The 14,511-nt window shown below is 63.0% G+C and carries 10 protein-coding genes and 1 pseudogene; 2 read left to right on the top strand and 9 right to left on the bottom strand.

Annotated features, from left to right (window positions below):
- Positions 1-121: 121 nt before the first annotated feature.
- Both PSH88_RS00615 and PSH88_RS00610 read left to right on the top strand, forming a co-directional pair.
- A complete protein-coding gene (locus tag PSH88_RS00615) occupies positions 122-355 on the top strand; it encodes a DUF2388 domain-containing protein (protein WP_305424479.1) in 234 nt (77 codons plus the stop codon).
- A gap of 9 nt (positions 356-364) precedes the next feature.
- Positions 365-538, top strand: a pseudogene (locus PSH88_RS00610) (contractile injection system protein, VgrG/Pvc8 family); the annotation flags it as partial.
- Between the two features lie 103 nt (positions 539-641).
- On the opposite strand, the gene tagQ reads toward PSH88_RS00610, so the two are convergent.
- The 9 genes from tagQ to PSH88_RS00565 all read right to left on the bottom strand — a co-directional run bounded on the left by tagQ (position 642) and on the right by PSH88_RS00565 (position 14,506).
- Complete coding sequence (gene tagQ, locus PSH88_RS00605; RefSeq protein ID WP_305424477.1) at positions 642-1,571, bottom strand: type VI secretion system-associated lipoprotein TagQ; 930 nt, start codon at positions 1,569-1,571, stop codon at positions 642-644.
- Positions 1,572-1,655: 84 nt separating this feature from the next.
- On the bottom strand, positions 1,656-3,383 hold the full coding sequence (locus PSH88_RS00600) for a formylglycine-generating enzyme family protein (protein ID WP_305424476.1): 1,728 nt from the start codon (positions 3,381-3,383) through the stop codon (positions 1,656-1,658).
- Positions 3,376-4,572: an ABC transporter permease gene (locus PSH88_RS00595; RefSeq protein WP_305424475.1), complete on the bottom strand. Its 1,197-nt coding sequence runs from the start codon at positions 4,570-4,572 to the stop codon at positions 3,376-3,378. Before PSH88_RS00595 ends, PSH88_RS00600 begins: the two co-directional genes overlap by 8 nt.
- A complete protein-coding gene (locus tag PSH88_RS00590) occupies positions 4,572-5,288 on the bottom strand; it encodes an ABC transporter ATP-binding protein (protein ID WP_305424474.1) in 717 nt (238 codons plus the stop codon). The genes PSH88_RS00595 and PSH88_RS00590 overlap by 1 nt, the downstream gene beginning before the upstream one ends.
- Positions 5,288-8,335, bottom strand: coding sequence for a serine/threonine-protein kinase (locus PSH88_RS00585; RefSeq protein ID WP_305424473.1), 3,048 nt, complete (start codon positions 8,333-8,335; stop codon positions 5,288-5,290). Before PSH88_RS00585 ends, PSH88_RS00590 begins: the two co-directional genes overlap by 1 nt.
- A complete protein-coding gene (locus tag PSH88_RS00580; RefSeq protein ID WP_305483446.1) occupies positions 8,332-9,063 on the bottom strand; it encodes a PP2C family protein-serine/threonine phosphatase in 732 nt (243 codons plus the stop codon). The genes PSH88_RS00585 and PSH88_RS00580 overlap by 4 nt, the downstream gene beginning before the upstream one ends.
- Positions 9,064-9,714, bottom strand: coding sequence for a type VI secretion system-associated protein TagF (tagF, locus tag PSH88_RS00575; RefSeq protein ID WP_305483445.1), 651 nt, complete (start codon positions 9,712-9,714; stop codon positions 9,064-9,066).
- Positions 9,711-13,211 (bottom strand): type VI secretion system membrane subunit TssM, encoded by a 3,501-nt coding sequence (gene tssM / locus PSH88_RS00570; RefSeq protein WP_305424472.1) that lies wholly within the window; start codon positions 13,209-13,211, stop codon positions 9,711-9,713. Before tssM ends, tagF begins: the two co-directional genes overlap by 4 nt.
- Positions 13,208-14,506: a DotU family type VI secretion system protein gene (locus PSH88_RS00565; protein ID WP_305424471.1), complete on the bottom strand. Its 1,299-nt coding sequence runs from the start codon at positions 14,504-14,506 to the stop codon at positions 13,208-13,210. Before PSH88_RS00565 ends, tssM begins: the two co-directional genes overlap by 4 nt.
- Positions 14,507-14,511: the final 5 nt, after the last annotated feature.

Raw genomic sequence — 14,511 nt, 5'->3', positions numbered from 1 at the left:
GCGCAATAAAAAATGGACTCTGGCCTTCGGGAGCTTATGTGGGGCCATGATCATACTCGTAGGTAGCGACTCTGTTCGGGCTGAGCCTACTTATACCCCCTCGTCATTCACTGGATACGGGTTGCTCATCACAACGGTCGGACCGTTTATTACGACAACGAACGACATCAAGGATGGTTTCTCCAAACTCTACATTCAGGCAGTGAAAGACGATGCCGCCGCCTATCTCGCTACCGACGGCGATCTTGATGGCCCCATGCTTGAATCTGCATGGCGCGCGCATTTGGAGCAGCACGCTGATATTCAGCCAAGCAAGAAAGAGTTTGCCCACAGGGTGTTAGCTTCCTATGGATGAACAACCAAGTTTCTCCAATTCGGGCTTAACGGCGAAGGTATTCATGGCCTAATAGAAAACGTGGTCGCGAGTGAATCTGGAATACGCCTGACCCGTTATCACTTGACCCTGGTGCCTGTGCTGCACTACTTGCAATTCAGTCACGATCATCGGATTTTCCAGAATCTGACGGTGTCGCAAATCAAGGAGAGCAAATACGATGGCGGCGCATAGCGCCAAGGCGTAGCCAGTACAGATCACTCCCACGCAGCGCGTGGGAATGATCAAAGCCCTACAAAAAACTCAATCAAACATTCGGGCAAGGCACCGGTGCCCAGTCGCCCAGGTCCGGGTTCTTGCACATGCTGTTGACCTGAGTGGTGCCTGCGCTAGCCACTTGCTTGCTTTCCGCCTGTTTGGCTTGTGCGGTCTGCAGGGTTTTTTCAGTGGTGACCGCTTCTTTCGGCACGGTTGGCAGCACCGGTTTTTTCGCCGGTTTCACCGCTTTTTTGCTCTTGGTCGGCGCCACGACGGGCGTGGTGTCGGCGGTTGCAACGGTGACCACGTCGGTGCGCTGCACACCTACTTGCTGCAGGTCTTTTTCGTAGGCCTGAGTGTAGTTGTTCAGGTCTTCGCTGGCTTTACCGTTAACCGCGACGATCAGGTCGTTGGACTCTTTGAGGCCCGCGACGATTTCTGCCAGGCGCTTGCGGCCTTCGGTGTCATTGACGGTCTTGGCCTTGCGGTCGGCGACCAGTTTGGTGAACGCGTTCTGGTAGCACTGCTGCGACGTCTTGGCGTACGCGGTGCTGCGGTCGATGTCGGCGGCACTTTTGTTGACGTCGGAGGCGTAGGAAGCGATGCGCTGGTTATCATCAGCGATCTGCTTCTGGCGCTCGGTGTAGTAGCCGGTCGCGCCGCCCGCCAGGGCACCGCCCGCTGCACCGATGGCGGCGTTGCGGCCACGGTTCTCGGAGTCGACCAAGGCGCCCAGCAGTGCACCGCCGACAGCGCCGACGGCCGCGCCGGTGACGACCGACTTGGTCATGTTCGAATCAGTGGCACGCAAGTGCTGCACTGGCTCGTAGCAGTTTGGGTAGTACTCGACCTTGGTGCTCGAGGCGACCTTGGAGGTCGGCGACGTGGCGCAACCGGTCAGTACGGTACTGAAGCCGACGGCCATCAGCAGCAAGTGACGCTTGGAAAGCGAAGCAAAAGGTTTACGGGAGGAAAGCATAGTTGTGTTCTCTTTTAAGTTTGACCAGCTCAGCACGGCCCACCGCCGCCTGAGTCCCTTCCAAGCTCGCTGTACAACGAACGATCAAGACCGCTGGGCGTTCGATGCGAGCAATTCCTTCAATATCGCCGCCGGGTCGGCTCGTCGTTGCTGACGATAATCACCGACATGGCGAACGAATAACGTTGCGCGCGTTACCAGGCTCTTGCCCAGTACCGGCTTGCGCTCCAACTCTTCCTTGATGCGTTGAAACTGCGCCTGGATCACGGCATCGGTGTAGCGCGTGCCGGTTGCCAGGTTGTCGATGTAGATCGCCACCGCGCCGTCCAGCGCGCTGCGGCCATTGTCGATGGCGGTAGCGAACAGCTTGGCGCTGGCCTCGTCCTTGGCGTCCAGGGCCTGCTGGCGACTCTTCTGCAAATTGGTCAGGCGAATGTTGTAGTTGTTGACGGTCTCGGCCACCAGGGCCGCCGACTGGATCAGGTTGCCGGCCGCTTCCTCGCGCTGCTGGGCGATGAGCGAGACGTTGCGCTTGAGCTCTTCGTTGACCAGCCCCAACTCGGCTTGCAGGCGCGGATCGACGCTGGCAGCAATGATGCTGTCCAGGCGTTTGGTCGGGTCCTGGGCGTCGTCGATGGCATCGGTCAGCGAAGCCAGCCGGCCTTCTTTCTGCCATTGGGCAAACAGTTCCTTGTAGCGCGAACGTGGCGCCGACAACGCGCCAATTGCGACCCGGAACCCGGTGGTTTCGTTGTTTTGCTCGGTGCCGTCGGCGGCGAACAGCGGGTACTCGCGACGCATCCCGGTGAATAAGGTGCCCTCGCCTTCAAGGTAGTTGCCGCCCTTGACCACGAAGCCGCCGTAGGTGCCTTGGCGGCGTCCGGCATGCACGAGCTGGAAGGACTCCTGGACCATCTCGGCGGCGTTGCCGATCACGTCGAACAGGCCGATGGGGTTTGGCAGTTTGGTACCGATCGGCATCAGCCGCGCAGCTTGGCCAGTGCCGCCGGCGACTTGGTTGAAGACCGCCCAGTCCGCCAGTGGCCCGTCGCTTTCGCTGCCTTCCAGGCGCCGGGGAAACAGGCGCCCTTCCAGGTCCTGACGGCTAATGGCCTGCCCGCCACGGGCAGCAAATTCCCATTCGACCTCGGTCGGCAAGCGCACAAAACCCAGCCCGCCCTCTTCCGCCGAGGTGCCACGACCGCTCACCGGTAGCAGGTCCTTGTGGTTTTTCATCAGCCAGGCGCTATACACCGCCGAGAAGCGTTCGGCCTCGAATCGCGACAATTTCACCTTGGGCAAACGCCCGGCCATGCCTTGCGGCGCCTCGGCTTGCAATGCCTCGCAGGCCGGTGCCGGCTCGCCGCTGGCCAACGATTGCGCCTGGGCCATGACCTGGGCGTATTGGCGGGCGGTGACTTCGTATTTGCCGATGAAATAGAGCATCGGTTTGAGCGGGGTCTTGTTGTCAGTCTTGGGCATCAACGGCGTGAGGGTCTTGCCCCAATCCTTGGGCAGATCCTTGAGGGTGAACTGGCCGTTGATAAAGTCCCGGCGGTAACCGGAGATGAACGACTGCTGATAACCGGCCTCGCCCTCGCTGAATGGATAGCCAAGGCTGATCTCGCGATCGTCCAGAGTGCCCTGCGCCAGGATGTAGACGTAACGGAACACCATCTGCCCTTCGCACGGCAGCGGCAGGCTGACGTCATCGGGCAACGGCTTGGGGTTGTCCAGTTTGTCGGTGCTTTCATCAGCCCAGACCATGCTGGCCAGGCTCAGCGCCACGGCGGCGCCCAGTAACTTATACATCTCGGATTCCTTCACACGCCTGGATACGCGCCACTCGCCAGCCACCACAGACTGCCGCCACGGCGCTGACGCCGAGCACGGCCGCCAGGGCCAACGCGTAGTGACGCGCCAGCAGATGGCTGGCGTACTCGCCCGGCATCTGCGCAAATAAATGGTTCAGGCCCGATTGCGCCAGGCCATACAGCCCGGCACTCAACAGGGCGGCAAGGCCGGCGCTGTACAGCGCCTGCACCACCACAAACAAAAGCAACGCTGCCGTGGAAAACCCCAGCAGGCGCAACACCGACAACTCTCGGCGCTTGCGCTCGACTGCCGCCAGCGCGCCGGCAAAAATCGCCGCGAACGCTCCCGCCAGGGCCAATCCGGCGATGATCCAGAACACGATCGACAGGTTGCGGCTCAGCGATTGCACCTGGGCGATGGTTTGGGCCTGGGTCGAGACCAGCAGATTCTGTGCAGCGAAGTACTGACGCAGCGGCTCGACATCCTTGAGGCTGCGGGCGTACAGACGAAACGCCGGATACACCCGCTGCTCCGTCACACCCACCGCATCACCTGGCCAACCGAACGCTGGCACGGCGCGACCGTCCCGATAATCTTCAGCCGCTTCCAGTAACGCCAATGACGCGAACAATCCGTCCCGGGCGAAGGCTTCCAGCGGCAGAACGTGCAGCACCTGGACGCGAGTGCGCTGCGCCTCGCCACGACCGGCCACTTGCCGGCCGAAACTGGCCTCCAGCCAATCACCGGCCTTGGCCCCGAGCTTTTCGGCGGCGGTCTGGCTGAGCAGCACCTGATCCAACCCTTGGGGCACCGATAGACTGCCGAGCAAGGGGTCGTTGGCGGCGGTGGGGATCATTTCGACGGTCACCGTCGACGCGTCAGTGGTCAGATCCGCCGTCGCGGCAATCTGCCGGGTGCGCGGCAAGGCGAAAGCCACGTCGCCGCGCCGGCTCAATTGTTCGATAAACGCAGCACTGAACCGGCCGCCACCCAGAGGAATGATTTCCCGGGTGGCCGGGTCATTTTCCAGGCGCTCGGTCAAACTGCTGACCAGGCCGAATTTCAAGCCGAACAACACCAGCAGCGGTGCGACCACCGCCACCAGCGCCAGCACCGAACAGGCCGACAGCCACGCATCGTTGCGGTAATCCTGCCAGGCCAGGGAAGCCACCAGCGCGCTGCGCATCAGCAGGCCTCCCCGAGGATGGCGGTGACACCGCCATCGACGTCGCGATGACAACTGATGCGCCGCACCTGCAAACCGCTGGCGCGGGCCAGTGACTCATCGTGTGTGGCAACGACGCAGCACACGCCGTGTTCGCGGGCCTGGGTCACCAGCAACTGCATCACGCGTTCCGCGTTCAGCGGATCGAGGGCGGCGGTCGGTTCATCGGCCAGCAGCAGATGCGGCCCATGGGCCAGGGCGCGGGCGCAACTCACCCGCTGTCGTTGGCCGACGGACAAATCACCCGGCTTTTTGCCCAATTGATCGGCGATATCCAACGCCCCGGCCAGGCGATCCACGCTGCCGTCGTCCTTCAAACCAAGCAGTTGGCGCGACAAGTCGATATTGCCGCGCACGTCCAGAAAATCCAGCAGGCCACCGGTTTGCAGCACGTAGCCCAAGTGCCGGCGGCGCAGGTCCGCCAAGGCACTTTGCGCATCAGCGCGCCACAGCCCGCTAATGTCCGTCCTGGTTTGGCCGGGCGCAAAATCAAACTGCCCGGCCTGATCCGGCGCCAGCACCAGCGCCAGCAAATCGAGCAACGTGCTTTTGCCGCAGCCACTGGGACCGACCACCGCCAGTTGTTCACCGGCACGCAGTTGCAACCGTGGAATCACCAGGCTGTAGCGCTGGCTGCCGACGCCCCGGTTTTTGTGCACTGCGTTCATGTTCAGCATCACGGCAGCGTCGACAATGGAACGCGGTACAAGGCATCACCCGGTTCGGCATCGCCGAAACGCACCCAGTTGGCCAGGTCGTTGTGGAAGGTTTCGTAGAGGCGGATCTTCGAATCCAGCTCGTCGATAAAGTCCTCCTGCTCGGCCACGCTCAACGAAAGCCACAAATCCTGGGTCATGTTCAGCGACTTGCTGCGGTAGGGCAGCCCTTCCAGGTACTCACCCAGAACCCCGCCATCGGCCAGGTTGCCGCCCTTGCGCAAGGCCGAGGGATCGCGGCTCATGTAGGCACTGGCGCTGGCGATTTCCTGGAAGAAATTCTTCGGTGAGGTCTGTGTCTTGCGAGCCGCATCGACGATCAGTTTCAGCGATTGCTGCAAGTCGTTGAGCTGCAACTTGGTCAGCATCACGCAGACCTGAAACGCCGGCAGTGCCGGGTTGGTCAGGTCGCGGTCGGCGGTCCAGGCGCTGACCAGTTGCGGCGCCTGGCTGGCGGCTTTACGCCCCAGGAAATCCATGTGCATCGCGTAGCCGACGGCTGCCGATTTATCGCTCAGGCTCGGCGCGGCGCTCAGCAGCGGCACGGTTTGCGGCTTGTTGCCACGCACCTGATGCACCAGGTCGGCAAACACCGAACCGATCTCGTCCACCCGCTCACCGAACTTGCGCACATCGGCGCCCGGCACCGGAATGTACAGGTCGCCGATCTGCGGGTTGGCGTCGGCGGTGAGGGTGCGATACTGGCTTTGCGCACCGCCATGGGTTTTCTTGCCGGCATCGCTGAGCAGGTGCAAGGCGTAAATCTTGATCTGCTTGCCCAGCGCGGCTTGGCGCACTTCGGCTTCGTTCATTTGCGTGGCGGCATATGGGTCGTTCTTGCGCAAGGCACCGGCATCGGTGACTAACAGGATCACGCGCCCGCCATAGCCGGACCAGTCCATGCCCTCGACCGCTTCCATCACACCGGCAAACGCATCCTCGTTGAACGAATGGCTGGAAACCGTGGACGCCTTGACCTGCCGCGCTAGGTCCATGAAGCGCTGTGGATCGCGTCCTTGTTCGAGGGTGATCAGGGTTTTGGCGACGTATTCCAGGCCCGGGGTTTTCTGGGTGCTGCTGCGAAACCCCACCAGGCCGAAGCTGACACTGTCCATCTCGCCGCGCTCGGCGATGCGGGTTTGCAGTTCGTGTACGACGTCGCGGACCTGATCGATGTAGGGTTGCATGGACACGGTGGTGTCAACGACCAACACCACGGCGGTGCGGAACGCGTCGGCGCTAGCGGTAGTGATTGGCGTGTTGCTGGCAGCGGCCTTCGGAGCATCACCGGGGTCGATGGACGCCACGTTCAGCAACTGCACCGACTGACCGTTCTCATCGAAGCTCTCGCGCGAATCGAAAATCGGCAACAGGTAAAACTGATTCTGCGGCACTGCACTGGCGGCCGGTTCCAGAGCCAGTACCTGCTGGTTGTCTTCGCGATTCTGCTGGGCCTTGAGCAGCTGGTTTTTTGCCGTCGACGGATCTGCCAGCAGCTTCTCCACATCACCGGGCTGACGCAGGAACATCACCGGCGCACGGCCGGAGCGTTCGGTGAATTTAAGTACCAGGCTTTGCTTCCAGTCGCTGACTTGCGCGGCCGGCAACCAGCCGTCACTGCGCCCGTCGGTGGCGGCGCCGACGCGCAGCCAAGGGCTGCCATCAACCTCTTTTCGCTGATAGACGTAAAGCACGGAAAACGCCGGCAAGGCCTTGTCGGGTGTGCCCCCAGGGTCGCTGGCGAATTTCGCCCCCGGCTTGCTGAGTACTCGCTGGAACAAGGTTTTTTTGCCGGCCATCAGCAGTGGACGCTGACCATTATCGACTTCTGTCGCCACAGGGGGGTTCACCGGTGGCGCCACGGTTGGCGGCGGTGTTTTGACCGGAGGCACTGAAACCACTGGCGTCTTGGCGTCCGCTTCGACGTCACCCGACAGCCACCAATAACCCGCGCCGCCCAAGGCCAGCACCACGGCTACCGCGACGGCGGCAAGCGCGAACATCGGCCCCTTGCGCTGCTCCGAGGCTGGGGATTGCGGCGTCGGCTTCACCGTCGGCGCAACAGGATTGGGTCGCGGTTGTGGCTGCGCGGGGCCGGTCGGTATATCGATGGACACCGGCGTCAGTCCCGCCAGGTCATTGCTCACCGCAATCGGCGATACCGGAATTGGCAATGGCCGGATCGTGGTCGCGTCAACCGACTCCCGAGGCAGATTATCCAGCGCCTGCAACAGCGCCTTGGCGTCCGGGAAACGCTCGACCGGATCCTTGGCCAACAGCTTGCGCAGCACCTCTTGATAACGACCGTGGTGCACCGGCAGCTCCGGCAACGGTTCGGTCAAATGCGCCAGGGCCGTGGAGAGTGCGTCGTTGCCGGTATACGGCAGTTTGCCAACGAGGATTTCGTAGAGCACCACGCCCAGGGCATACAGATCGGCCCGACCATCAATATCCTGGCCGCGCGCCTGTTCCGGGCTCATGTAGCTGGGAGTACCGACGGCGAAACCGGCCTGGGTGAACTGGGTGCGGTCGTCCATGGACTTGGCGATGCCGAAGTCCGAGAGCACCGCCGTGCCATCGGCACGGAACAGAATGTTCGCCGGTTTGACGTCGCGATGAACCAGCCCCAACCCATGGGCGTAGCCCAGGGCCGAGGCGATCTGGCGGATATAGATCAGGCCCTGTTCCGGCGTCAGGCCCGCGGCGATGCGCTCCTTGAGCGTGCCGTTGGGCAGAAATTCCATGGCCATGTAATACAGCTCACCGACATGGCCAATGTCATGGATGGTGACCGTATGCGGGTGAGACAGGCGCGCCAGGGTTTTACCTTCGCGCAGGAAGCGCTCGCAGAAACTCGGGTCGGCCGCCAGCGCCGCGGCCATGACCTTCAGCGCCACCTTGCGCTCCAGCGAGCGCTGGGTCGCCAGGTAAACGCTGGCCATGGCGCCTTCGCCGATCTCGCCGTCGATGTCATAGCCGGGGATCAGAATGCTCAGGGTGGAATTCATGACGGCACCTTCACGACGATGACGGTGATGTTGTCCGGAGCGCCGCGCATCAACCCCAGGGACACCAGGCTGCTGGCGATTTCCCCAGGTTCGTCGTGGCCCAGCACATCGCGGATCTCATGGTCTTCAACGGTCTTGTTCAGCCCGTCACTGCACAACAGGTAACTGTCGCCGGGCTTCAACAGCAGCTCGACCATCGCCAGTTCCAGCTGTGACTGGACCCCGATGGCGCGGGTGACAATATTGGACCGTGGATGCACCCGGGCTTCGGCTTCGCTGAGCAGGCCGCTGTCCTGCAGATCCTGAACGTAACTGTGATCCCGCGAGATGCTTTCGAGCAGGCCGTCACGCAGGCGATACAAGCGGCTGTCACCCGCCCACAGGCACACCCCGCGCAAGTCACGCGCCGCCAGCACCACCACCGTGCTGCCCATCATGGTCACGCCGCGGTTGGCGGTTTCTTCACGCACGGCGGCGTTGACCCGCAGCAGGTCGGTTTTCAGCGCCGCGACGTATTCATCCAGCGAACGGCCCACGGCAATGCTACGCAGACTGTCGACAATCAGACTGCTGACGTAGTCGCCCGCCGCGTGCCCGCCCATGCCATCGGCGACCACCCACAGGCCATTTTCCGGCCGGTCCAGGCAAGCATCTTCGTTAACCTGGCGGACCATGCCGACATGGCTCTTGCTTGCAGACTTGAACGTCTTTCCAACGCGTGGACACATCTACACAACACCTTCTTGGCCGAGCAAAAATTGCGCAAAATCGGCGGCGGCCGGCAGACCCTGGCACCGCAATAAACCGGGGGCGATACGCTCCGAACCCTGGCCCCACCACAGGCTTGCGCCTTCGCAGGCCAGTTCGGCAAGCGCGGTCATCCGCGCCTTCGGGTCGGTGGCATCAAAGCGGTTCAGGCCGGCAAAACGGCTGCTTGGCGCGCGTGGCAGGTACGCCGGGCTGCCCAGCGTCTCCAGCTCTGCACCGAAGGCTTCGAAGCTCGCCTCCACGCTCAAGGTGCTCAACATCAATTGCTCGACCTGTTCAAACCAGGCGTCCGAACCGCCCACCACCGACGCCGGGTCGGCTTCGTGATCCAGCAGCACCGCGACGGTCAGCGGAAAATACCGGCCCACCCGATCGACACTTGGCATCACCACCCCGACGGCGGCCTGCGGCCCACACACACCGGGCGCGACCATAAAGCGCCACAGCGGACTGACCAGATAGGCATTGAGCCAACGGTCGCCGAGGCTCTGGCTGGCGAGCAGGCCCGCCGCCAGCCACGAATCCCAGGGGCCGATAAAACTCTGCGACAAGCCACGGCTGACAAAGTCCCCGCGGCTGGCCAGCTTTCCATAGAAGCCCGGCGTGCTCATAAACGCTCCGGCAGGCTGAAACCGCTGAGCACACGGCTCTTGAACGGGTTGAAGGCGCTGTTGGCCCGCAGCTCATAGGAGGCGCTGGCGCCGTCGACCCGCAGCCGCAGGTTGAAGCGATCCGGCGAGTTGCCGGCGGTCAGGTCCGATTGCTCGAGCAGGCGGAACCAGGCCCAGGGCCCGTCCAGGGTGATGCCCGAACGACCGCTGGCCGAGGGCGGCATGATCGAGATTCGCACCACGCCGATGCTGCCGGGATTTGGCCATTGCATGGCGGTCGGACGGCTCGGGCCATGGTCGTAGCTCAATTGCTGGCCATCGAGGTCGAGTAAAAACTGGGTGATGGTGGCATCCATTGCCACGGGCTTGAGTTCGAAGCGCACCATCGGCTGGGTGCCGCCGGAACGGAAAAACGCATCCCGGATGGTCGCTGCCCGCTGGAAGGTTTGCAGCACCCCCGGGGCGATGCCGAGCTTCTGTGCGGCGCCCGGTTGCCAGCGCCAGGCCTGGGTCGAGGTATCCACGTACGGCTGCAGGTATTTGCGGAAGTAGTTGTCCATCACTCCGCCCACGCCGAAGAACTGGCCGAAATCGTCCAGGGTCGCGTCCCGCGCACTGCCCGGCGACATCGGATAACGCCCGGCCAGGGACTGGCGATAGATGTTCACCACTTCGCTGGTCCAGGCGGCGTTCAGTTGATTGCGTACCCCGCCCATCATGCTGTTGGTGGTGGAGTTGACCACCGATTTGACCAGGCCCTGCACCAGCGGCGGCTGACGTTCGGCGTTGAGGCTGACCCGTGTCGCGGCCGCTGCGGCCTGGTTCTTGGCTTCACCGAGCAAGGCGTCGCCGCTGGCGCCGACCATGGCGCTGACCTGCACATACAGGGCGTTCATGTCGGCCAGCAGGCCGTCGATGGCCGCAGGCTCGCCTTCGTTTTTGCTGACGATGCGGTTGAGTTCGGCAAAATGCGCGGTGATGGGATCGTCACTGGCCTCAGCCGTGTTTTGCATCGCCTGCTCCTGGCCGAGCAAGGTGCCCAAGCGCTCCTTGAGCTTGTCGACCCCGCCCTCCACCGGCGCGCCCTTGGCGGCCAGCAGGCGCTCTTCCTGTTGCAGGTCGGTTTCCTTTGCCACCGCCACCAGCAGTTTTTTCAACGGCGAGGTCGGGCCGGAAATCACCCGCAACACATCGGCAGCCTGAGCCACGCTGGTGATCGGCACGAAGTCGATATCCGCCAGCAAGGCGTCCCACTGGCGCTGGTAATCCTGGAAATACAGGCGGCGCACGTCGGCGGCCAGGCTGGCGACATTCTGTTGTTCTGCCTGATCGTGACCGAGTACCCACTGCTCCTCGGCCAGGGTGCCGGTCTGGTTCAGGCTGGTGAGCAAAAACCCTTGGCGGTAACCCTTGGCCGTGAAGAAGCCACTCAAGGGTTCGCCCAGCGGCTTGCCGCTCTTGCGGCTGAACACCAGCGCGGCATCACGCCCGGCCGCTTCGTTGAGACGAAAGTCCGGAATGCCGTCCGGCAGTTTCTGCCGCTTGATCCGGTCATAGACGCGCTGGGCCACCGGCAGCTGTTGCAACTGCCGGCGCAGGTCGTCGATCAGGCGCGGGTCCAGACGTGCGGTGGGCGGATGGCGCTCGAACAGTGCCTGCAAGTGCTCTTCCAGGGCCAGACGCTGCTCGGCCGGCAAGTCGCGCGGCAGGCTGCGATCCCAGTCCAGGGCGATCCACGCCTTGATGAAGTTGGCATCGTAATGCTCGCTGTCGGCGAGCATCAGGTAGGCCTTCAAGCCTTCGTAAAGGAAGTCCGAATTGCCGCCGCCGTGCAGTTGCTCTTCGATGCGCGTGAGCAAGCGTGGCGCGAAGACCGCGATCAACAGCTTGCGATAAACGCTGCCGGACTCGGCTTCAAGCATGTCGCCCTGATACAGGCCCAGGCCTTCGGCCCAGCTCGGCGCGTCGTCAGCCAAGTGCTTCACCGCGTTGAGCAAGGGCAATACCGCGAGCACGTCCCGCTGTGCCGGGCTGAGGCTCTGCACGGCCTGGCCCAGGGGCGCGACTTTCTGATCGACTTGCGCGATATACGTCTGATTGGCGCGGTAGCTGATCCACCACAAGGTCCCGACCACCAGCACCAGGGCCACGGTCGAGGCCAGCACGCCCCGGGCGATCCACTTGCGCCGACGTTCGACTTTCGGGTTGACCCCCACCAGTCCACGCTCGGCAAAGGCCACGGCGCTGAAGAGTTTTTCGATGAAGTAACTGCGCCCGGTGCCGTTCTGGCGCGCCAGATGCTGGCGGTCCAGGTTCATGCTCTGGGCCATGGAACCGATCAGCCGGTCAATCGGGCTGCCTTCCTGGGTGCCGCTGGTGAAATACACCCCACGCAACAACACCCGCTCTTCAAAGGCGTTGGGTTTGAATACGCCCTCAAGGAAGCTTTGCAGGCAATCCTTCAACGCGCCGAACTGTTGCGGGAAGCCGTAGATCAGATCGCGCCGCGCCGGGTCGCGCTCCTGTTGCAAACGCTCCACCAAACGATCGTTGAGGCGCTGTTCCAGGCCGGTGAACTCGCTTTGCAGATGGGCCAGCGGGCTGTCATTGTTTTTACCGTCGTCCAGGGCAAAAGTCATACCCCAGACCTGGGCCCGTTCTTCCTTGCTCAGGGTATCGAAATACTCCATGAACCCTGGCACCAGATCGAGCTTGGTCAGCATCAGGTAGATCGGGAAGCGCACGCCGAGTTGCGTGTACAGCTCCTGAATACGCAGGCGGATCGCGGCGGCATGGGCGGCGCGCTCGGCGTCGCTGCCCAGCAGCAGGTCGGAGAGGCTGATGGCGATAAACGCACCGTCGATCGGGCGTCGGGCCCGCTGTTTTTTCAACAGGCCGAGAAAACCCAGCCATGCGGCTTTATCGACCGTCGCGTCGCTGTCCTGGGTGGTGTAGCGCCCGGCGGTGTCGAGCAGCACGGCCTGATCGGTAAACCACCAATCGCAATTGCGCGTGCCACCAACGCCACGGACCGCCCCGGCGCCCAACTGCGCCGCCAACGGAAAATGCAGCCCGGAATTGACCAGCGCCGTGGTCTTGCCCGAACCCGGCGGGCCGATGATCACGTACCACGGGAGCTCGTACAGGTTACGTCGCTCGTCACCGCCCAACTTGGCTTTTTTCAACAGCGCCAAGGCTTCGTCCATGCGCTGGCGCAGGGTTTCGAGCTCTTCGGCCGTGGCGATGCTGGTCGGGTCCGGCGGAGTTTGCGCCGCCAGGCTGCGCATCACTTCGGCGGCCTGACGGCGAGCCTGGAAGATGCGAAACAGCCGATAGGCGATCCACACCGCGAACACCAGAATGATCAGCGTCCAGCGCCGGCCTTCGGGCACCAGGAATTCGAGCAGCGGCCCGACAAACCAGATGATCAGGCTCAGGGCGATCAGCCCCAGCAACGGAATGACCCAGCGGATGATAAAACTGAAAAACGCCTTCACTCGACCCCCTCCGCCAACACTGTGATTTCGACCCGACGGTTGCGTGCGCGGCCCTCTGTTGTCGCGTTCGAGGCCAGCGGTTCGGTGTCGCTGCGGCCTTCGGCGCTGAAGCGTTCGGGCTGGCCGGTCTTGGCCGAAAGGATTTGCAGCACCGAATTGGCCCGCGCCTCGGACAAGGCCCAATTTGATGGAAACCGCAAGGTGGCAATCGGGCGATTGTCACTGTGCCCGGTCACCCGGACCTGGCCCTTGACCTTGCGAACGGCATCGGCGATGCGCAGCATCAGCGGCTGGAAATTGTCGATGATGCTGGCGCTGCCCGAGGCGAACAGTTCATCGCCACGAATGGTCACCACTGAACGGTCAACGGCGTCTTCCACCGCGATCCGTCCAGCCTTGATTTCATCGGCAAGGAAGCCCGCCAGACGGGGACGCTCGATCAGTTTCGGTTGCACCACCGGACGGTCGATGGCCTGCACCGGGATCTCGCCCAGTGCATGGATGTTTTTAAACACCGGCTCGGCATCGGCGGCCAGTTTCAGGCGCAGGCCGAACAGCAGCGCCAGCAGCAGCGCCACGCCGATGGCCACGGCGATCCATGGCGGCATGAATTGCGCCAGCCGGTCGCGGGCTACGGTGACGCCGCGCCAATGGGGCGACAGTTCACGCTCATACTCGCCACGAGCACTGCGGATGACCGCACTGGTGCGCTCACGCAAGGCTTCCAGTTGGCTGCGACCGTCGTTCATGACCCGATAACGCCCTTCGAAACCCAGGCACATGCACAGGTACAACAGCTCCAGCAAATACAAACGTTCGCGGGGGCTTTGCAGACAATGTTCCAATAACTGGAACACCTTCTCGCCGCCCCAGGCTTCGTTGTGCACGGTGATCAGCAGGCTCTGTTTGCCCCAGTCGCTGGCCCCCCCCCACGGCGTACTCAACACCGCTTCATCCAGGGCGGTGCATAAGGCGTAACGAGCCAGCAACACATCGTTGCGCACCACGCCGGCAGCCTCGGCGCGCTCCTCGAACTGGCGCAGGTAGGCCAGTAATTGCGCACGCAGGCTCGCCGGCGCCGGGTGGGCAATGGTGTTGCGCAAGCGGGTCAGCAAAGCCAGCAACGGGCCAGCGGCGCTCTCCAGGGGGTTGAGACCTTCGGCGTTGCTGATCAAAAGCGGCGCGGCCGGCATCGAAAGTGGCGCGGACTGGGCGCGGCCAGCCTCCGGGCGGATCGGGTCGGCGCCACGGCCACCGGGCGTCGGCATGAATTGGGTACGATCGTCGTTGCTCATTGCGG

It is taken from the genome of Pseudomonas wuhanensis (assembly GCF_030687395.1).
Taxonomy (GTDB): Bacteria; Pseudomonadota; Gammaproteobacteria; order Pseudomonadales; family Pseudomonadaceae; genus Aquipseudomonas; species Aquipseudomonas wuhanensis.
This window is presented reverse-complemented; position numbering and strand designations above follow the sequence as displayed.